Raw genomic sequence first — 21,344 nt, forward strand, 5'->3', positions numbered from 1 at the left:
AGTTTTATGCTAATAGCTTAATTCTGTAAAAGATGGGGGGTATTAAAATGAAGCTAAGAAATCTTCGTATATTGGCAATTGCAGCAACAATGACTTTAGGCTTAACAACAATTGCCAATGCTGCACCGAAAGTTGATGCAAGTATTAATAAAGACCCTGGCTTTCTACAAAAAGAAGATAACCGTCCAGATCCATTAACAACAAAACAACTTGAGTTAAAAGAGCAAGCCCTTAATGCGAAACTCAATGGTAAAGCAAAGGGAAAAACTCAAGAAGTTGCAAAAGGCCAGTATGTTGAATTGGATCGTGAAGGCGAAGGTGCCATCTGGACTGTCCTAGGAGAGTTTCAAGATCTTAAGCATAACACAATTCCTAAACCAGACCGTAATGTTGACAATTCAACAATCTGGACATCCGATTTTAGCAGAAACTATTATATGGATATGCTGTTCAACGATACATCAGGTGCAAACTCCATGCTCAACTTCTATAAAGAGCAATCATCCAATCGTTATACAGTCAATGGAGATGTTACTGATTGGATTTTAGTTCCAGGGAATGCTGCAAATTACGATGACAATGCCAGTAATGATATTTGGAAATTCCTACAGGATGAGGTTAACGGATGGTATAAACAGCAAAAGGATGCTGGCAAGACTGACGATGAGATAAATGCTTACCTTAGTCAGTTTGATAAAAGAGACCGTTACGATTATGATAATGACGGTAACTTTAACGAACCGGATGGATATATAGATACCTTCCAATCTGTACATGCCGGCGAAGGTGAAGAAGCTGGAGCACCTCCTTGGACAATATGGAGTCACAGCTGGTATGCTTATCAGAATCTGGCCGGAATTGCAGGTCCTTCTTTCAATAAGCTTGGAGGAATCCAGATTGGAAATAGTAATTACTGGGTTGGAAAATATACTGTTCAGCCTGAGAATGGCGGAGTAGGAGTATTTACCCATGAGTACGGCCATGACCTTGGCCTTCCTGACCTATACGACACTAAGGGTGGTGAAAATGGTACCGCTTTCTGGACACTTATGTCCTCAGGTTCCTGGCTGAGCGACGGTACTCAGGATATAGGTTCTATGCCAAGCCATATGGGTGCATGGGAAAAATACCAAATGGGTTGGTTAAATTATGAGGTAGCAGATCCATCAAAAACTAATGCTGCATACAGATTGGGGCCTGTAGAGTTCAACACCAAACAGGCTCAAGCTGTGATTGTTCCACTTCCAAAGAAATCAGTGACTATGAACATCAGCACCCCTTATGCTGGCTCTAATTTCTACTACAGTGGCCAAGGTGATAACCTGGATAATTTTATGTATAAATCCTTCAACTTGCCTGCAGGCGCAGCTCTGTCAGCTAAAGTAAAGTATGATATTGAGAAAGATTGGGATTATGCTTATCTTGTTTATTCAACAGATAACGGAGTTACCTGGAAGAGCCTACAGACAAACATCTCTGTAACTATAGATCCAAACGGTCAGAACAAGGGCTTTGGCATAACTGGTTCCTCCAACAATAAATGGGTTGATTTGACTGCTAACCTACCGTCTGGAAATATCCTTCTAGGCTTCCGCTACTGGACAGATGCAAATACTGGAGGAAATGGCTTAATGGTAGATGACATCAACATTACCTCTTTAGCAACAGATGGTGCTGAAGCAGAAGCTGGCTGGACATTTAAGGGTTTCAAAGTTTCCACTGGTACCGAAAATAAGCTTTATGATAACTACTACATTGCAGAGTATAGGACTTACAAAGGCTACGATTCCTCACTGCAGACTGGCCCATATTTCTTTGGATATACTGGTGATAAGGCAAACAACGTTGATCATTTCCCTTATCAGGATGGTCTCCTTATAAACTATTGGGATACTTCTCAAAAGAATAATAACACAAGTCAACATCCTGGAGCAGGTTTGATTCTTCCAATCGATTCACATTACAAAGCACTTACAAATGTTAATGGTGCTGTATGGCGTAATCGAGTTCAATCCTATGATGCTACATTCTCACTATATCCAACAGACAGCTTAAATCTACATGTTAAAGATGCTTTGTCACCTATTCTTAGCCAACCAGCAGTCAAGGTATTTGACGATAGTATCCAATACTGGGATCCCGCTAATCCACAAGGAAGCGTGAAAAGCCCAAATACTGGTACGATTATTCAAGTACGTCAGCAGAATGAAGGGAATCTACCACCTTTCATGGAAATACAGGTACGCAAGGCAAAATAATACAACTTTGAATTTTTAATTATACTGAAAAAAAGAAGCCTATGCTTTAACTTTAGTTTTAGCATAGGTTTTTATGCTTAATTCATTTTTCACCAGTTACTCAAGCCAATTAGTATGGAAAATACCCTGACGATCTATTCTCTCATAAGTATGTGCTCCAAAATAATCGCGCTGTGCTTGCAATAAATTAGCTGGCAAAACTGCTGTACGGTAACTATCAAAATATGATAAAGCTGATGCAAAACATGGAACAGGAATGCCAAATTGTACTGATTGGGCAACTACGTCACGCAGTGATTGCTGATAGTTTTCAATAATTCCTCTGAAATACGGATCCAGCAGCAGATTTTTCAAACCCGGATTCATGTCATAAGCATCTTTAATACGTTGTAAAAATTGAGCTCTAATAATACAGCCGCCACGGAAAATCATAGCTATATCACCATATTGAAGATTCCAATTATAAGCTTCAGAAGCTGCCCTCATTTGTGCAAAGCCTTGGGCATATGAGCAAATCTTACTCATATATAAAGCCTTTCGAACAGATTCAATAAAAACCTTTTTATCACCTGAAAAAGGTTTTACTGCTGGTCCCTTAAGGATTTTGCTTGCAGCCACTCTCTCTTCCTTCATTGCAGAAATGAACCGAGCAAAGACTGATTCAGTAATCAGTGAAAGAGGAAGGCCAAGATCAAGGGCACTTTGACTAGTCCACTTACCTGTTCCCTTTTGTCCAGCAGTGTCTAAAATCATATCAACAAGCGGCTTCCCAGTTTCATCGTCTTTTTTTGTAAAAATATTCGATGTAATTTCAATAAGGTAACTATCAAGCTCCCCTTTATTCCATTCAGAAAATACCTCATGAAACTCCTCTGCAGATAATCTCAGCGCCTGCTTTAGAAGAAAATATGCCTCGCCGATTATCTGCATATCACCATATTCAATGCCGTTATGAACCATTTTTACATAATGACCAGCACCATCAGGACCTATATAAGTTGTGCAGGGATCCCCATTAACTTTTGCAGAAATATCTTTAAATATGGGTGCAACTAAATCATAAGCTTCCTTCTGTCCACCTGGCATGATAGAAGGACCTTTTAAAGCCCCTTCTTCTCCACCTGAAACACCTGTACCTATAAAATGAAAGCCTAGTTCACTTAATTGTTTGTTACGTCGCTGTGTATCAACAAAGAAAGCATTTCCTCCGTCAATTAATATATCACCTTTATCTATATGAGGAATTAATTGTTCAATGGTAGCATCTGTTGGAGCACCTGCCTTCACCATCATCATTATTTTACGCGGTTTTTCTAGTGAATTTACAAACTCTTCTATTGAATATGTGCCTGTAATATTTCGGCCCTTTGTTTCAGAAATAAGCTGCTCAGTCTTGTCTTTTGAACGGTTGTATACAGAAACAGTATATCCCCTGGACTCAATGTTCATGGCTAAGTTTTTACCCATAACAGCTAAACCAATTACACCAAACTGTTGCTTTGTCATTTTATATCCCTCCCTTAAGACATTTCATTATTCTCCTTTTATATTTTATATTTTCTCTTCTAAGTCTATTTTCTATTATTTTTTATTATTTTATTTATGAAATTTATAAGTTATCTTTTATGTATGGATGCCATTCTATAGGCAATGAATCCATCAAATAATTATGGTTTTCTCCTTGCATTTTCTCATATTCCTGCTTTATGTTTTCATTAGCTCTTTCCATCTCATTCTTTAGTTCCCTAGCGGATAACAAGTAAGAACCAGCTCCCCTAATAATTACTTGCTGAAGGCCATCTGAGGTTGCAACTGTAATATTGTATTTTTTCTGATTGTCATGTGCAAATTTTTCAATAAACTGGTCAGCAGTTTGTGCCTCCTTTGTGTATACCATATGAATATTATGATAGTCGATAATTTCCTCAATATGACCCTTAACGCGATAAGCATCAAAAACAGCAATGATGTGGCAATTCCTAATACCTTGATAATTGCTTAGTAAATCAAGCAATTTCATTCTTGCAATCTCCATATTTTCATCTGCAAGCTCTTTAAGTTCAGGCCATGCATAGATAATGTTATAGCCATCCACAAGAAGATATTCCTCCTTAGTTTCTATCTGTTCTCTGATATGGCTAACAGGCTCAGAATCACTTTTATGAGTTGGTTTACTTCTTTTCCAGGCAGACTTCTTCCCCTGATTAGCATAAAAAGTCCTACTTATAATTTCATCAATCTCCTCTAGGCTTATTAACTGCTCTTTACTATATATAATCTGATTTTTAACTGCTGCTACCTCTAAGTCATCTTTCTTTTGAAAATAGCTTTCAATATGCATATGATCCTTGACCTCATCCCAATTTACTATAAAGCTCGCTCCATGTGTACAAAATACAGAACCTGTTGGATTTACTAGGTCTCTTTCCGGGTCATATCCTATACTTTCAATTACCTCCGCAGTATTATGACATGGTTCATAGCCTTTCAAACTGCAAAACAGCCTCCCAAGACCCTTGGTATAGGCAACGACCTCTTTATGATAATTTTTCATAGTAATAACTGGAGCAATTCCTACAAGAATTGCCATCTCGTCATTTGTCTCAGATATTTCGCAGCTCCCATGCATTTTCTCGATATCAGTCATAGCTCTTCCGACCATTTTCTCAGGCAATTCCAGAGTGAATGTATAATAGGGCTCAAGTACTAATGACTCTGCTTCCTTTAAACCTTGACGTACAGCACGGTAAGTAGCTTCTCTAAAGTCACCGCCTTCTGTATGTTTAATATGAGCTTTGCCAGAGACTAAAGTAATTTTCACATCTGTAATTGCTGACCTGGTTAAAACTCCCCTATGCACTTTTTCTTCCAAATGGGTTAACACAAGTCTTTGCCAGCTTTTAGCTAGAACATCCTCACTGCATTTAGATCCAAACTTAAGCCCACTGCCTCTCTCCCCTGGCTCTAACAGCAGGTGAACCTCAGCATAATGTCGCAAAGGTTCAAAATGCCCTACCCCTTCTACCACATTTTTAATAGTTTCTTTATATACAATTTTCCCAGCATCAAAGGACACCTGAGTATCAAATCGGCTTTGTATAAGACTTTGCAGTATTTCAAGCTGAACCTCTCCCATAATCTGTACCTGAATTTCCTGTAACTCTTCATCCCAGACAATATAAAGCTCCGGCTCCTCTTCTTCAATCTGACGAAGTTTTGGGAGCATTACTCTTGGATCACAGCCTTCTGGTAGAATAATCTGATATGAGAGAACAGGTTCTAGTACCGGTATACCTGAAGCTCCCTCTATCCCTAAACCATCTCCCACTCTGGTTTGATTAAGTCCTGTTACTGCACATACTGCACCTGCCTCTATCTCATTAACTGTCAGGAATTTTTGTCCTGAATATATTCTAATTTGATTAATTTTCTCTTCCCAGCCATCATTCCTTAGGGTGTCTCTAACCTTAAGCTTTCCGCCTGTTAGTTTCATATGAGTGAGTCGATTTCCTTGTTCATCTCTTGTTATCTTAAATATCCTGGCTCCAAATTCATTTGGAAAGGAAGGTATCATAGTATACTTTACTAATGCCAGCATAAATTGTTCAATACCTTCTAATTTTAAAGCTGATCCGAAATAACATGGAAATACTTTCCGCTCTCTAACAGCTTTTTCTATCTGCATAGTTTTAATCTCACCTGCTTCCAGATAAGTTTCCATCATTGCTTCATCACACATGGCAAGCTCATCATAAAAGTATTCAGTACTTCCCCTTCCAAATTCAATGCAGCCGTCGTTCAGCTGCTTTTTTATCTCTTTTATTAACTTGCCTCTATCCGTTCCCTTTTGATCCATCTTATTAACAAATAGAAAAGTAGGTATCTTATACATGTCAAGCAGCCGCCATAAGGTTTTGGTATGACCCTGTACTCCATCAGCTCCACTTATCACTAAAATGGCATAATCCAGTACCTGAAGTGTTCTCTCCATTTCAGCTGAAAAATCAACATGGCCAGGGGTATCAAGTAAGGTAACCTGAGTTTCTTCTATTTCAAAGATAGCTTGCTTTGAGAAAATGGTAATTCCCCTTGACTTCTCTAGTTCATGAGTATCTAAATAAGCATCTTTATTATCTACTCTTCCAAGCTTTCCAATCTTACCACTTAGATAAAGCATACTCTCCGATAATGTTGTCTTGCCTGCATCTACATGGGCTAATATTCCAATGATTAATTTCTTCATAATGTATTTCAAATCCTTTATTTTTAGATGTTTTTTATTTACTGCTTTTCATAGCTTATATTTCCATATTCTATTACTATCATACTAGTAAGATTCTTATTTGACAATTTAATTCAAAATTTATATTAATAAAGCACTACCCTTACAAATGGAATTATGCTCATAACTATCTTATACTTTGGAGCCTTTGCTGCAGCATATTTTTATTTAACATATTTCCTTCTAAAGGGGAAATTAAATCTTTATATGTTACTTTCGTAAAAAATATAAACCATCAGGAAACATAATAGCAATATAAACGAAAGAAATTTTAAATACTAAAGAGGATTCAACTCATACCATTGAATCCTCTTTAATTAATATATATTAATTAAAATAATATTGATGAAGTTATTGTGTTAACTAGTAGGTCCATTATCAACTTTAGTCTCTATGGTATTTTGGATACTTGTAGGTACTGAAGAAAGGAAATCATAACCGGTAAGTGACTCAATATTATCTACACTTGTTCGGTAGTAACCCCATGGCTGACTATTACATGTCTGATCATTTGGCATCAAAACAGATATTACTCTAGTTGAAGTTGTTACTCTACTGACATCATTATTACCGTTAGGCAGCACTACAATTATCTTCCAGGTCTTTGCAGGTACTACAACACCATTCCCTACAGTGGTCTTATACCCATTGGATCCAGCACCTCCGCTTCCATATCCACCAGATATGATATATAACTCATTACCAGCTGAAATGAGCGTGCGTGCATAATTCTCCAAATTTGCCCAGGTAATCTGGTTATTGTTCGGTGCTTGAGGAAGCATATTATCCATGAGAAAAGTTGCTGAATTGTCGGCAACAGTGGCTGTGCGGTCAGCAGAAGGACACATATGTCCTCTATCAAACCCCGAACCAGAAAATTCATCTGCGGCAACTTCATACCACCCTGTTGGAAGAGTGGTGTCTGGGCGGAAATCATCCTGCCTGGGAGCACTTCCAAGATCACCTGAATCCAGATGCCAACTGGTCCAGTTAGGTTCGTGTTTGCTATTATTATAGGAAAAATCATATTGTGTTTTAATCATTAAATAATTATTTGAATTAGATATATCAGTGGTTGCACTACTTGGATTTCCGAGAGTTATATTTTCATCATCACCAGCTGGTGGTGGTGCTGACGGCTCAGCTGGGCTTGAGGAATTCTGAGGATTTATGCTGCTTGTAATATACAGGTCACTTGCATTGTTGTTAGTGTCCCAACCATTTCCTTGACCGGCAACTGTTCCACCGTTGTTGTCTTTGCGTTCTGCACTTGTAGTATTGGAAAGGGTACCCACAGGAGAAGTTTCTGAATCATTTGCAGATCCGAACCCTATAAAATCCACAACATTTGAATCTGTCGATCCAGATACTGTGGTAGTGACTTTTGCTAATGCAACTTTTCCACTGCTTGCGCTTAAGTTTATAGTGCCTGTTACATCAGCAGCAGGTAGGCTGACAGTCCCGCCACCCCCACTTGCTTCTTGGATTAAAAAGTATTTATGGGAGCCAATGCTGCCTGATAAATTGGTTATGTTATTAAATGAACCGCTGGAAGAAGCGTACTGAATAGACCATCCTGTCAAGCTAATGCTGGAGTTTGTAGGATTGTAGAGCTCAATAAAATCATTTTTGTACGACGCACCGCTGTTTCCGCCACCGCCATAAATTTCACTAATAACTACATTAGCTGCAGTGGCAGCTTTTGTGTGTACTTTGGGAGAAATTTCTAAAAAGCTGAGAAATAATACACACACACTTAAAAAAATAGCTATCCTTTTTTTCACATTTTCCACTCCCCTTTTAAATAAGTTTGCTAAAATAATTTATGTATAAGAAATTAAAGCTAGGGCAATGGAGAGCATTGTCTTAATACAATTTTATAAGTATGAAATAACGGGTAGGATAACTGTGTGAATATAAGACTATAGATGATCTGGAATTACAATGATTTATATGAATAACTCCCTTGTTTTGTTATAAATTTTTGTCCATTTATTTTGCTGTTTATTTTTTATCCCCATTAATAATTATATTAAAGAAACTTGTTTCGAATGCATTTAGGATAAAATTTCTATGTAAGGGGATTGATACATTATTTCCCTTATTCCTTCAATACCAATTCGGATTTAAATATTATCACAGCATTTCCAGAAACTTTAACTTGTACAGGTTCTTTTTCTTCCACTTTAACCTCTACCTCAATAATACCTTGCCGATTTATAGCTTCACCTTGCTTCGCCTTAAATCTGAACAAAGAATTATTGTAATTAACAAGATTGTGATGAACGAGATATGCACCCAAAGGACCATTTGCATTTCCAGTAACAGGATCCTCATTAATACCTATTGCAGGTGCGAACATTCTACCATGTATTAGTATATCACTATCTGTTGGATCAACTGTGAAAACATAGTATCCATTACATTGAATAAGCTTGCTTAACTTAGAAAGTGCATTAAAATCTGGCTTCAATGAATTTAATGTCACAATACTTTTAATACCTACCATAACTTTAGAATGACCTGTAGATACAATTTGAATTTCATAGTTTTCTAATAAATCACTATTTTTTATATTAAGTGCTGCTAATAGTAGTTCTTTATTTATGCCGTTAATAATATCACCGAACTCAATTTTCCCTTGTGTCATAACTATTTTATAATCATTATTTGCCTTTATTATATCAACAGGTAAAATTCCAGCACCTGTTTTATGATAAACTCTTGAGGTATTAAGATCATTTTCAACAGCGCGGATATAATGGGCAGCAATAGTTGCATGTCCGCAAATAGGCACTTCATTTGTAGGTGTAAAAAAACGTATAAGAACATCATAGTCATCGCTATTTGAAGAAAATATAAAAGCTGTTTCTGAATTATTAAGTTCTCTAGCAATTTTCTGCATTTCATAATCAGTTAATCCATCTGCATTTGTAATTACTCCAGCTGGATTTCCTGTGAATTTCTCCTTTGTAAATGAATCAATTTGATATAAATTAAATTTTCTTATCATGATTTCCCCCTTAAATATATTTTAAACTTATATATTAAATATTTTTTCTAGCTATTTAGGATAATTAACCTAGGACCCACTTTTAAACAGATACTTACCTAATTATAGGATTTCAACATACCCTTCCGTTCCATGCACGCGAATTCGCTGCCCATCTTTTATAAGTTTGGTAGCATTTTCTACTCCCACAATTGCTGGTAATCCATATTCACGTGCTATAACTGCTCCGTGGGTCATCAGTCCACCAACTTCAGTGACAAGGCCTTTTATGGACACAAACAATGGTGTCCAGCTAGGGTCAGTAAAGGATGTGATTAAAATATCTCCATCTTCTATATCAGCATCCTCCATGTTTAAGATGACACGTGCACGTCCTTCTATAATACCAGAAGAAACAGACAAACCCACAATAGCATCAGTTGGGAGATTACCTCGTTTATATTCACCGTGGAGTATTTCACCTTCAGAGGTGATAACACGCGGAGGAGTTAGCTTTTCATAGAATTTGTACTCATCTTGGCCTTTGCTTATAATTTGATAATCCAGTTTATTTGTACGTACGACTTCTCCAAGTTCTTCAAGAGTGAGATAGTATATATCTTCCATTTCATGAATAACTCCTGCTTGTACGAGTCGTTCAGCCTCTTTCAGTAAAGCCTGCTTATAATAGAAGTAGCGATTAATCATACCATATTTTGGATATTCGCGATAACCTATGAAATTCCGTATTAGGCTGATCATTTGTTTTGTTTCTTTTGCTTTTTGCTCACCATCAGGTAATTGCTTTAATCGATGCAGTAACTCCTGTTCTTTTTTCAAAGCTTCTTGCCGCCCTTTCTCAAATTTCCGATTACCGGCATTAGGCTCAAAGTTTTTGATGTTACTGAGAATCAATGGGACAAGTGTAATTGGTTTTTCGCTCCAGCGGGTTCTAGTAATATCTATTTCTCCGCTGCATCGCATTCCGAATTTCTTTAGATATGCATAGATAGCATTATTAGCCTCCTGTCCACCATTCAACTTAGTCAATTTCTCCAAAAATCTATCATCTTTTACATGTTTTAAATAATCAATTACTTCTGGATAAGGACGTATCACATCTGCCACATCCAATAGCGATAGACCCATTTCCGAAGTAATATTGTTTGGTACAGATTGAGAAAGGATGTCTGCTGAGTTTTTTTCGCCTAACCACTCCATCATTTTTTCATTGATCCATGACGAAGCATTTATAGCAGTCATATATACAGCTGAACTCTTTGGGTCTGATAAAATCCTTTTTAACTCCACTATATCTTCTAGAATAAAATCAATTAAATCTGATCCTGATTTCCTTTGGATGTTTAGTTTTAAATCTTCTAATGATGCTTGACTTCTCTTAATCAAATCAGAAACGATTGCAGGGTCGTTTTCGATTTTTGGCTCAGAATCCCCAGACGGCATAACTTTATTACTTTTACCAAAGCTCTGTTCCTCATTATCATTTGATAAAACTTTTATAAAATCTCCTCGCTCTATTATGGTAATGAGTGCATCTTTCATAAGCGGATCGTGTTGTCCCATGTTATCTAATAACTTTTTTCTGCTGTCAGGCGAAACTAGCATTTGTGCTACATCAACAAATAACCTTCCACCAGCTTTAAACCTTGGTCCAAAAGATGTTAATTGGAATATAGACATTCCTAGCGGTTTCAAGGGATCTGTCATCATTTGTTGATGGCCAACAGATATATAGACGTGTTTTTCTTCATCGTTATCATTTGCTTCAGGGATGGGGTATAAAGTAGTGATTGGACGACTCTGGACAATATAAAATGTATCATGAACCAAACACCATTCGATGTCCTGGGGGCAGCCGAAATGTTCTTCGATTTTTCTGCCTATGTGCGTGAGGTCCAAAATCTGTTCAGACCTCAGCACTTGCCTATTCTGCATCTCAGGCTCAACCTCCTGTGCTTTCGTACCGCCTTTCTTTAAGGCATAAATAGCCAGTTTCTTGGTGGATATCTTCTTATGATCAACCTTGCCGTTACGCACTTTATAGTTATCAGCATTCACCAGTCCGGAGACCAAAGCCTCACCAAGTCCGAAGCTGGCATCAATGGATAACACCTTCCTATTAGAAGTGACGGGATCTGCAGTAAACAAAATTCCTGACACCTCTGGAAAGACCATCTTCTGAACAACCACAGATAATTGGACTTTACGGTGGTCGAAACCCTTTTGAATGCGGTAAGTTACTGCCCTCTCGGTAAATAGCGATGCCCAGCACTTACTGATATGCTTTAGGATTGCATCCCTTCCGATTATGTTCAAATACGTATCCTGCTGGCCGGCAAAGGAGGCTGTCGGTAAATCTTCTTCAGTTGCGCTGGAACGCACGGCATAGGCATCTTTTTCACCAAACTTTGTGAGATTACCAGTGATTTCTTCTGCTATATCCTCAGAAATAAATATTCTTTCGATGAGTAGACGGATTTTCTCACTAATTTCACCAACTTCTTCTCTATCTTCTACTCTTACCTGAGATAATTCATCTAATAAACCATTAAGTTCCTGATTATTTCCAATTATCTTTTTATATGCTTCTGTGGTAACGCAAAAACCGTCCGGTACTACGATTTCTCGAATCTTAGATAATTCCCCTAGGTTGGCGCCTTTCCCCCCCACCATGGAAAGTTTTGTTTTGTCAATTTCCTGAAAGTTAAGCACATATGAATTCATACTCATACTCCTTCCTCTTTTTGGGTGAAGCAATTCTCTATGAAGTAATATCTGCTCCTATAATACACATAATAAGCGTAAATTATAAGTCTGTAATTTAAAAATTTCATATGATATAATAGAAGTGGGAGGAATGAAAATTCCCCCAAACTTTTTAGTCTGAGGGTAATAAAACACACTTCAATATACTAATGTACTTATCTTCTATTCCTTGCAATTACAAATCCAATACCATTGGATCAATATCATAAACTTCATCCACCCTGACTATTACATGAGTTTCTTCTATGTTTGTGATGAGGCGCACTGCCCCTTACATCGCTGTTATTAAATAAATTAAATCCTGTATTTTTTCCAAATCCCAAAACAAAAACAAGAATAAGTATCACAAATATAACATTCTTAGAGTTATTATCTGTTTCTGAAATAAATCCATTTAATATATCCATTTCTTACCCTCCAATTTTTAATATTTTTAACAAGTTATATTACATGTGTCATCAACCAATTATTATTTAAAACAGTATGCTGATATATCGTAATATCGTAATATTATAATATAAAGATTAATATATAAATGTGCATAAAATTATTTATTGTTTTTGAGTAAAATGTTTATACATTAAACTAACGCTGCCTCGTATTGCTTAAGGCGTATCCCCAATGACAGCCTTGGCATCCTCCGACGCTGGTACGGAAATCTTCTTACTCTTTTATCTCTATAAATAATTCATAGGCTTTTGCTCTGGCCTCATTAAATATCTCTTCGCCCAATTTAGTAATGGAATAATACTTCCTTATCTTTCCCTCTACATTTCTATCTTCAACTTTTAAAACACCATTTTTTTCTAAATTGTGAAGTATAGGATATAATGTGCCTGAACTAATTTCGTATCCATGTTCGCTAAGCTCTTCTATCATCCATGAACCATAGAAAGGTTCTTTTTTAGCATGATGTAATATGTGAATATGAATAAATCCTAAAAATAGCTTTCTCATAATTTGCTCTTGCATTTAAATTCCTCCTATGATATCCTTTTTTATAGTATCTAACATCAATATCGCGTACCGTTATCGATATTAGCTATTATCATAATATTTTATCAGTTGAACATACTACAGTCAAGAAAGGGATTCTTTATAAGTTATTAACCATTATGTCAGATAACTTTTTTAATTTTCTATACCTTTAATTTAATATGAAAAAGAATAATTTATTCATTTAAATGATATTTATAGATTGGAGTGAGCATTATGCCCTTATTAGAATTCCAAAATACATTTTTTATTAATGATAATAAAACTATACTAAAAGATATAACAATTTCAATTAATCAAGGAGATTATATCTCCGTTGTGGGACCGTCAGGAAGTGGTAAGAGCACATTTCTTAAACTTTGCTGTCACCTGATAAGTGCAACTGAAGGAACAATACTATATAAAAACAAGTCTATTATGGAACATAATCCTATGGATCTTAGGAAGGATATTGCATACTGCTTTCAAACCCCATATCTTTTTGGCGAAACTGTTATGGACAATGTTTCATTTCCATACCACTTAAGAAATATTAAAGTAGATTTAAAAAGAGCAGAAGAACTTTTTTGCCAATTTAACCTTGATAAAGAATATTTGAAAAAGGACATTAAAAATCTATCTGGAGGCGAAAAACAGAGGATTGCACTTATAAGGACATTATTGTTTATGCCCGAAATATTACTTTTGGACGAAGTGACATCTGCACTGGATGTTGATAATACCTTAATAGTTGAAAATGTAATGAAATCATTAAGCCAGAATGGTACAACCATCATTTGGGTAACTCATAATCCTGAGCAAAGTAAAAGAAATGCACACAAATTACTAACTATTGAAGCTGGCGAAATTAACTCATTGGAGGTGCTAAGATGAGTGGCGGTAGTAATTTAATGAATACTTCATCACTTTTAATTTCTTCATCACTAGTACTGGTATCATTACTTTTTTCATATTTTCAAAAATTAAAATTAGAGAAGGAAATTGTAATTAGTGTAATAAGGGCTATAGTACAATTAGTTATTGTAGGATATTTGCTTAATTATATATTTGGCTTTAAAAGCCCAATTTTTACGACCTTGCTGTTATTATTTATGTCTTTTAATGCCGCATATAACGCCGCCAAAAGAGGAAAGGGTATTAAGAATGGATTGTCTATATCATTTATATCAATAGCTGTAGGAACTATAGCAACACTAGCTATTCTTGTATTTTCCGGTGCAATAAAATATGAGCCATATCAAATTATCCCTGTTAGTGGTATGATTATTAGTAATTCGATGGTGGCTTTGGGACTTTGTTACAGGCAATTAAGTTCGGATTTTAAAAATAAAAGAGAAGAAGTTGAAACAAAGCTTTCCCTTGGTGCAGATATTTTACCCTCTTCTATTGAGATAATCAGGAATTCTATAAAGACTGGCATGCTGCCAACAATTGATTCTGCAAAGACATTGGGTATTGTATCACTGCCCGGTATGATGACAGGTCTTATACTTGCAGGCACTTCACCAGTTGAAGCAATTAAATATCAGATAATGGTAACCTTTATGCTGCTTTCAACTACCTCAATATCTTCTTTTATAGCATGCTATTTGTCCTATAAGGGTTTCTTCAATAAAAGAAAACAGTTGGTTTAATAATAGTATTTAGAAACATTTCATATAAGCAGAATTCATAATGCCCATATGTTGGATTTCTCGTCCAGCATATGGGCTTATTTTTTATCAATCATTTCAATATAACTTATAAAATATACTTATTAAAATAAACTCCTTTACTTATACCCTCTTTAAATTACCTTGATAAATTCGCTAAATCTTCTAGAGACAATTTAGTGATGATTTTATACCCTTTATCTCGTCCCAACGGATTTATAACTACCGTTCCCATATCTGGAATTTGACCCAAACCAATTCCCTGTGGAAAACTGTGGGAAATAATTACCTTATTACTTCCTTGAAGGGGTTTGATTTCTAATTGAGATTGAAGAAAGTCTAATATTCTTTTCTGTTCTACACTAGACAAATTTCCACTTAGACTATAGATTTGAAAAAGAAATGGATCAATTTGAGCATTGGCTCTACCAAAAGCTAATTGGCCCGTTTCTATGGCTCTGCAAAAGGGGCTGGTTATAATAGGATAACTAACTGGAATCCCCAGCATCTGAAATATTTCTCCATAGTAAATCGCCTGCCTTCTTCCAACTTCAGAAAGATTTCTTTGGGTATTACAGTAACGAAAATTTAAATTAGGCTGATCCTCTCCAACTGTCGCCTCCCCATGCTTAGCATATAATATATATCCTCCACTCCTAAGTAAATTTAATAACGAGCTATTCAAAGTAACTTCTCCTTCTACGCATACTTTCTTTATTACTACTAATATATGATATTTACTTTAAATTGCTCAAGTTTGCAATGCTAATATTTGAAAAGTTTAATTAGTACGTTTCTCTGTCCCTAATACATATTCAGGCCCTCGCATCCATAACATCATTTAATTTTTATTCAACTTTATCAACATTTTGGAGAGGGCATTTCTATTGCCTCAAGATAAGTATTATTACCTTAGTTATAAAGCCAAGTAGTACTAATAGAACAGTTCTAATCATATTCATTTAAAAGAAAAGAATATGAAGGAGTGTAAAGTTAGTTGGTAAAAGTTAAAGTTAGTTTACGGCCCATTGTTAGTAAGATAAATATGCCAACTGTTTTGAAAACAGCTATACTTCCGGGCGACTCAATGGAAAGATTATTTATTGCGACCCAGGTAGGAGAGATTTTTTACATTGGAAATGGAGTTGTAAGAACTTTCTTAGATATACGCCCGCGAATCTTAAAACTAGGTTTTTCTGGTGGTAAATATGATGAACGTGGACTCATAGGGCTGGCGTTTCATCCTCAATTTAATTATAATGGTCTGTTTTATCTACATTATTCAGTAGCTGGAACACAAGGTCCAGGTGCTCTTCCTAGTTCAGAAGTTTCAAGACAAGGTCTTCCTGAATTTTTTAAGCCTAACCCCTGTGACCCTAGGACCTTAAACCAAAAGTGGATAAATAGAGAAATTCGATATGATCATATTGATACAATTGAAGAATGGATTTTTGAGTCTAATGGCCAACATCAAAAACGCAGAACATTACTTAATTTAAGAAGACCATTTTTTAATCATAATGGTGTCAATAGCTTAAACTTTTCACCTGAGACAGGAAAACTTGTTTTAACAACCGGAGATGGTGGCTCAGGCTATGATCCATTTAATTCAAGTCAGAATGATATGGAAATCGCCGGTAAAATAATTGAAATTGATGTAGCTAAGAGTACATTTATCAATAATCCACCAGTTGTCACACGTTTTAATGAACTACCTGTTCCTATTCATGAAGCGCTTTCTGTAATTGCCAAAGGAGTTCGAAATATACCTGGTATTTCATTTCAAAGATTTTATAACCAGTATATCAAGTACGTAGGAATTGTGGGACAGGATCTAGTAGAGTCAATTTTTTCATTCGTTCATTATAAGCCAATACCGGTTACTCAGCTTATTCAAGCTTCTTTAATGAAATCCGAACCTGACCAAGAAGGATTTATTAACTTTGGCTGGCGAGGGTGGGAAGGTGCTTTTCCTACGACCATTATAAGGGACTGCTCTGCATATAAAGCTTTGGATGAGGAAACACTTGCTTATTACAATGATGCAGTAAAAACTTCAACCCATCGTATTCCCCCTCTAATCAGCTATTTTCATAAAGATCCTAGGCCAGATAAATTTGGAGCAACTGCACTTACAGGAGTCCAACCATATATGGGAAATGAAATTCCCGATTTAACTGGAAGCGTTGTGTTTACCGATTTTGCCCGAAATGAAGGATCAAAGCCTCCTGTTAGAGGGGTTTTAGCTTATACCAGGGCAAGAACAGATTGTAAACTAAATGATTTTAGTGTTATTGAAACCGACTATAATTTTGGATCTCAATCAGCTTATTATACTAGTTTGGGAACGAATTTGAATCAAACCAGACTATATTTAGGGGTTTATGGCTCTATGAATGTGACCGATTTTAACCAAGGTACTATCTTTCAAATTGTTCCATGATTCATAAATTTTGAAACTGATTTGATGTAAATGATGAAAGAGTTTAATGGAGGTATATAAAAGACATACCTCCATTGCTTTCTGACCTTTTTCATATGGCAATTCTCTCGTATTTATATTAAATGGGTGACCATATATATTTTACTTATAAGAAAAGACGTGAAAGTCATTGCTCTCACGCCTAAATTCTAAGTTATCTTTCAAATATACTGCAATGGAACCACTTCTAGTTGTTTTTTCGTTGTAACAGTACTATTGATTCCACATGCGGAGTATGTGGAAATAAATCCATCAATACCACCTTTTCAACCTTATACCCTTCCTCAGTCAATAACTTTAAATCATTAACTAAACTCTTAGGGTTGCAAGATACATAGATAATTTCCGGAGCCTTAAAATCAATAACATATTTTAAGGCTGTTGGATGAACTCCCGGTCTTGGCGGGTCTAAAATAATTATATCTGGCTTTTCCTTTATGGTTTGAATTACCTTAGCCACATCTCCTGCAATGAAATTACAGTTATTTAGGCCATTTAATTTAGCATTTTCATTTGCAGCTATTACTGCTTCTTCGATTAATTCTATACCAATGACCTTTTTAGCATTTGGGGCTACGATTTGGCCTATAGTTCCAGTACCACAGTAAAGGTCAAAAACAGTTTTAGAATCTGCATTGCCCATAAAGTTTTTAACTAAGCTGTATAGCTTTTCTGCTCCCCTAGAATTTGTTTGGAAGAAGGACATTGGGCTAATTTTGAATTTTAATCCTAAAATTTCTTCTATTATGTAGTCTCTACCATAAAGCACTTCTAGACTATCAAAAGCAACCATATCAGAAAGAGAATCATTAATGAAGTGAATTATACCTGTAAGTTTTCCTTCGTATTTTATGGCTTTAAGCTTTTCTGTAAATTCGGTAAGGTCGAAATCTAACTGTGAGGTTGTGACTAAGTTAATTAATATTTCTCCTGTATTTTTTGCTTTTCTTATTACCAAATTTCTTAAATATCCTTCATGCTTTATTACTTTGTAATAAGAGAGTTTTTTTTCTCTAAAATAATTTAAAACAGCAGATAATATTTTTCTAAAATCCGTGTCAACAATTAGACAGTTATCAACTGTTACTATTCCAAAGCTTCTACCCTTTAAATGCATCCCTAAAGTAAGCTCTCCACCCTTTTCATAATCTCCAAAGGTGAACTCCATTTTATTTCTGTAGTTAAATTCTTCAGGGCTTTTTTCTATTCCAAGAAATTCAAAGTCTTTTATTTCACCAGCATCTAGAAGCTCCAGTACCTGCTTACTTTTAAGTGCTAATTGCTTTTCATAAGGCACTTCTTGATGAGTGCAGCCACCGCAGTCATCATAATGAGGACAATTTACTGGGATTTTATAATCAACATCTTCCAGGATTTCTACAACCTTTGCTTCAGCATAGACTGATTTTACTTTGCTTATTCTTCCTTTAATTTTTTGTCCTGGAAGTGCATTTTTTACATAGACTTTTTTGTTTTCTAAATTAGCAATTCCCATCCCTGGAAACTCTGTACTATCTATATTAAGCTCATATTCCTTGCCTGTTTTCATAAAATACCTCCAAAGTAATTTCAAATGTCACATTAATTTCATAACATTAATATTATGCAATATCAGCTTTATAAAGTAAATAAAATCTTTTATTTTTATGAGTAAATGCATCTTGAATAATATGCTAACGAATTAGATATACCTATAATATAATTCTGAATTATTAATATTTTTGCACTATAATTTGTAACAGTTTATTAACACTTTTGTACCAGTATTGTCATAAATAAGTCCTATACTTTAAACTGCGAGAAGTTTGGGTTGTAAGTTTTATTAATATCTATCAAATGAAAAATATTAGTGATTTCACCCTGCAGAATACAAACATGGAGGAACGTTTTTATGAAAAAAGCTAAAAACATTCTTATAAATAATTTAGATATTATTTTATTTTTTATTACCTTAACTATAAAAGTGTTGTTATATGGCAGACATATTCAAGAAAATTACTTTAAATATCAAACCATTATTATTCCAATAGCATCTTCAGTATTGATTCTAATAAGTTTTCTTTTACTCTTTAAGAAGAGAAGCAGAATTAAGGCAATTTTAATCTTGGATATTTTTATAAGCTTAATTTTAATTTGTGATATTAATTATTTCAGGTATTTCAAAGATATTCCTACCATATCCGTGCTTAGAAATGGTCTAATGCTTGGAACAGTTAAGTCCAGTGTTGCTAGTTTATTTAAACTTAGTGATTTATTATATATAGCCGATATAATTTTGTTCTTTGTTATTAAAGAATTAAATCTAGGTAAAGGCTTTAATGAAACAAAACTTAGACTTAGATTATGTTCCTTTGTAATTTTGCTTATTGCAGGAGGAGCCATAAACTCAATTTATATTTATAAATTATCTGTTGAACAACCACGGCTTATTACAACAATGTTTAATAGAATATATATAGCGACTGACCTAGGAATACTGGATGCTCACGGCATAGATATATATAACCAATTTTCAAATACAATTGATAGGCATTCAGCCTTGCCACAAGAAAAGGAAACAGCTATTAAAACCTTTATTGAAAGTAATTCCACTGTACAAACTAACAAGTTGTCAGGTACTGCTAAGGGAAAGAACCTTATTATGATTCAAGTTGAGGCACTGCAGCAATTTGTAATAAATCAGAAGATTGAAGGTCAGGAAATTACGCCAAATCTTAATAAATGGATTAAGAAAAGTGCTTATTTTAATAACTTCTTCTATCAGATTTCTTCAGGCGGAACCTCTGATGCAGAGTTTATGACCAATAATTCCCTGTACCCATCTTCTTCAGGTGCTGCCTATTACATGTATGCTGGAAATGAATTTAATTCCCTTGGAACCTCTTTTAAAGCTGAAGGTTATAGTACTGCTGCTCTCCATGGCTTTAAAAGCACCTTTTGGAATAGAAATGTCATGTACAATGCAGAAGGTTTTGATAACTTTTACAGTGATAAAGATTATAATATAGATTCTAAGGTTGGACTTGGACTTAGTGACGAATCCTTTTTAAGGCAATCTGTAGATAAACTTAAGGCAATGCAGAGTCCTTATTATGCTTTTTTAATCACCTTAAGCAGCCATTTTCCTTTTGATGACCAAGCGGGTTATGGGGATTTTAATGTAGGCAAATACAATAACACCTTGATTGGTAATTATATTCGAGGAATACATTATACTGACAAGGCTCTTGGAGATTTTCTAGACACCTTAGATAAAGAAGGAATACTAAAGGATTCTATAGTTGTTTTATATGGAGATCATAATGCAATTCCTAAGGAAAATGAGCAGGAATTAGCTGACTTTATGAATATTAAGGATATGAACGATTTGCAGTGGTCTATGCTTCAAAAGGTTCCAATGATGATTCATTTCCCTGAGGATAAAAATGCAGGTACCTATAATAAATTTGCTGGCGATATGGATGTTTACCCAACCCTTAAAAATTTATTTTCTCTAAAAAGCGGAGATACATTGGGCAAAGACTTATTTAATTCAAAGGATGAAACTGTAATTTTTAGAAATGGCTCCTTTACTGACGGAAATATCTATTATTATTCTCCTACTAATACTTACTATAATATAAAAACTGGTGCGCCCTCAGCTGAGGATGATAATCTAAAAGCAAAAAAAGACAATGCCCAAATGCAGCTTGAATATTCTGATGATATTCTTAAGCATAACTTAATTAAGAAATATAAAGACAGTATTAATTAATTTAATGGCATCAAAATGAGTTATTATTTATTGCTACAATAAGTAATAACTCATTTTGATGCCATTTTTACTGATTTTTTTCATATTAAGTAGAATGTCTTTTAATTCATTAATTTTATAAATTAAATTAGACTACTTTAG

At 35.1% G+C, this 21,344-nt stretch carries 14 protein-coding genes; 5 read left to right on the forward strand and 9 right to left on the reverse strand.

Annotated features, from left to right (window positions below; all coding sequences use genetic code 11):
• The first annotated feature begins 89 nt into the window (after nt 1–89).
• Nucleotides 90–2,258, forward strand: a complete 2,169-nt coding sequence (locus ACJDUH_RS16755) for an immune inhibitor A domain-containing protein (protein WP_406766535.1) — start codon at nt 90–92, stop codon at nt 2,256–2,258.
• 96 nt (nt 2,259–2,354) lie between these two features.
• Here the strand turns inward: ACJDUH_RS16755 and gndA are convergent, their stop codons facing one another.
• From gndA to ACJDUH_RS16790, 7 genes are all read right to left on the reverse strand, one after another.
• Nucleotides 2,355–3,764: an NADP-dependent phosphogluconate dehydrogenase gene (gene gndA / locus ACJDUH_RS16760; protein ID WP_406766357.1), complete on the reverse strand. Its 1,410-nt coding sequence runs from the start codon at nt 3,762–3,764 to the stop codon at nt 2,355–2,357.
• Nucleotides 3,765–3,867: 103 nt separating this feature from the next.
• Nucleotides 3,868–6,501 (reverse strand): NYN domain-containing protein, encoded by a 2,634-nt coding sequence (locus ACJDUH_RS16765; protein WP_406766358.1) that lies wholly within the window; start codon nt 6,499–6,501, stop codon nt 3,868–3,870.
• A 398-nt stretch (nt 6,502–6,899) separates the two neighbouring features.
• Nucleotides 6,900–8,324, reverse strand: coding sequence for a DNA/RNA non-specific endonuclease (locus ACJDUH_RS16770; protein WP_406766359.1), 1,425 nt, complete (start codon nt 8,322–8,324; stop codon nt 6,900–6,902).
• A gap of 317 nt (nt 8,325–8,641) precedes the next feature.
• On the reverse strand, nt 8,642–9,553 hold the full coding sequence (locus ACJDUH_RS16775) for a PhzF family isomerase (protein WP_406766360.1): 912 nt from the start codon (nt 9,551–9,553) through the stop codon (nt 8,642–8,644).
• Between the two features lie 102 nt (nt 9,554–9,655).
• Nucleotides 9,656–12,277, reverse strand: coding sequence for a phosphoenolpyruvate synthase (gene ppsA / locus ACJDUH_RS16780; RefSeq protein WP_406766536.1), 2,622 nt, complete (start codon nt 12,275–12,277; stop codon nt 9,656–9,658).
• A gap of 254 nt (nt 12,278–12,531) precedes the next feature.
• Complete coding sequence (locus ACJDUH_RS16785; RefSeq protein WP_406766361.1) at nt 12,532–12,726, reverse strand: hypothetical protein; 195 nt, start codon at nt 12,724–12,726, stop codon at nt 12,532–12,534.
• Nucleotides 12,727–12,982: 256 nt separating this feature from the next.
• Nucleotides 12,983–13,291, reverse strand: coding sequence for a PadR family transcriptional regulator (locus tag ACJDUH_RS16790; RefSeq protein ID WP_406766362.1), 309 nt, complete (start codon nt 13,289–13,291; stop codon nt 12,983–12,985).
• A 240-nt stretch (nt 13,292–13,531) separates the two neighbouring features.
• Between ACJDUH_RS16790 and ACJDUH_RS16795 the strand changes: the two genes are divergently transcribed.
• Together ACJDUH_RS16795 and ACJDUH_RS16800 are read left to right on the forward strand one after the other, a co-directional pair.
• Nucleotides 13,532–14,188: an ABC transporter ATP-binding protein gene (locus tag ACJDUH_RS16795; protein ID WP_406766363.1), complete on the forward strand. Its 657-nt coding sequence runs from the start codon at nt 13,532–13,534 to the stop codon at nt 14,186–14,188.
• A 17-nt stretch (nt 14,189–14,205) separates the two neighbouring features.
• Entirely contained in the window at nt 14,206–14,949 is a 744-nt protein-coding gene (locus ACJDUH_RS16800; RefSeq protein WP_406766537.1) for an ABC transporter permease, read from the forward strand.
• A 157-nt stretch (nt 14,950–15,106) separates the two neighbouring features.
• Here the strand turns inward: ACJDUH_RS16800 and ACJDUH_RS16805 are convergent, their stop codons facing one another.
• Nucleotides 15,107–15,652, reverse strand: a complete 546-nt coding sequence (locus ACJDUH_RS16805) for a histidine phosphatase family protein (RefSeq protein WP_406766364.1) — start codon at nt 15,650–15,652, stop codon at nt 15,107–15,109.
• A 312-nt stretch (nt 15,653–15,964) separates the two neighbouring features.
• Between ACJDUH_RS16805 and ACJDUH_RS16810 the strand changes: the two genes are divergently transcribed.
• Nucleotides 15,965–17,410 (forward strand): PQQ-dependent sugar dehydrogenase, encoded by a 1,446-nt coding sequence (locus tag ACJDUH_RS16810; RefSeq protein ID WP_406766365.1) that lies wholly within the window; start codon nt 15,965–15,967, stop codon nt 17,408–17,410.
• A 226-nt stretch (nt 17,411–17,636) separates the two neighbouring features.
• Here ACJDUH_RS16810 and rlmD read toward each other — a convergent pair whose 3' ends face one another.
• A complete protein-coding gene (rlmD, locus tag ACJDUH_RS16815) occupies nt 17,637–18,998 on the reverse strand; it encodes a 23S rRNA (uracil(1939)-C(5))-methyltransferase RlmD (protein WP_406766366.1) in 1,362 nt (453 codons plus the stop codon).
• A gap of 342 nt (nt 18,999–19,340) precedes the next feature.
• On the opposite strand from rlmD, the gene ACJDUH_RS16820 reads away from it, so the two are divergent.
• Nucleotides 19,341–21,203 (forward strand): LTA synthase family protein, encoded by a 1,863-nt coding sequence (locus ACJDUH_RS16820; protein ID WP_406766367.1) that lies wholly within the window; start codon nt 19,341–19,343, stop codon nt 21,201–21,203.
• The last annotated feature ends 141 nt before the right edge of the window (nt 21,204–21,344 follow it).

Origin of the sequence: Candidatus Clostridium radicumherbarum (assembly GCF_045310525.1) — a bacterium.
Lineage (GTDB): Bacteria > Bacillota > Clostridia > Clostridiales > Clostridiaceae > Clostridium_AT > Clostridium_AT radicumherbarum.

What these genes read in the sequence shown, in the direction of transcription:
- ACJDUH_RS16755 (WP_406766535.1), top strand. Translation starts at nt 90, where the DNA reads ATGACTTTAGGCTTAACAACAATTGCCAATGCTGCACCGAAAGTTGAT.
- gndA (WP_406766357.1), bottom strand. Translation starts at nt 3,764, where the DNA reads ATGACAAAGCAACAGTTTGGTGTAATTGGTTTAGCTGTTATGGGTAAA.
- ACJDUH_RS16765 (WP_406766358.1), bottom strand. Translation starts at nt 6,501, where the DNA reads ATGAAGAAATTAATCATTGGAATATTAGCCCATGTAGATGCAGGCAAG.
- ACJDUH_RS16775 (WP_406766360.1), bottom strand. Translation starts at nt 9,553, where the DNA reads ATGATAAGAAAATTTAATTTATATCAAATTGATTCATTTACAAAGGAG.
- ppsA (WP_406766536.1), bottom strand. Translation starts at nt 12,277, where the DNA reads ATGAATTCATATGTGCTTAACTTTCAGGAAATTGACAAAACAAAACTT.
- ACJDUH_RS16785 (WP_406766361.1), bottom strand. Translation starts at nt 12,726, where the DNA reads ATGGATATATTAAATGGATTTATTTCAGAAACAGATAATAACTCTAAG.
- ACJDUH_RS16790 (WP_406766362.1), bottom strand. Translation starts at nt 13,291, where the DNA reads ATGCAAGAGCAAATTATGAGAAAGCTATTTTTAGGATTTATTCATATT.
- ACJDUH_RS16795 (WP_406766363.1), top strand. Translation starts at nt 13,532, where the DNA reads ATGCCCTTATTAGAATTCCAAAATACATTTTTTATTAATGATAATAAA.
- ACJDUH_RS16800 (WP_406766537.1), top strand. Translation starts at nt 14,206, where the DNA reads ATGAATACTTCATCACTTTTAATTTCTTCATCACTAGTACTGGTATCA.
- rlmD (WP_406766366.1), bottom strand. Translation starts at nt 18,998, where the DNA reads ATGAAAACAGGCAAGGAATATGAGCTTAATATAGATAGTACAGAGTTT.
- ACJDUH_RS16820 (WP_406766367.1), top strand. Translation starts at nt 19,341, where the DNA reads ATGAAAAAAGCTAAAAACATTCTTATAAATAATTTAGATATTATTTTA.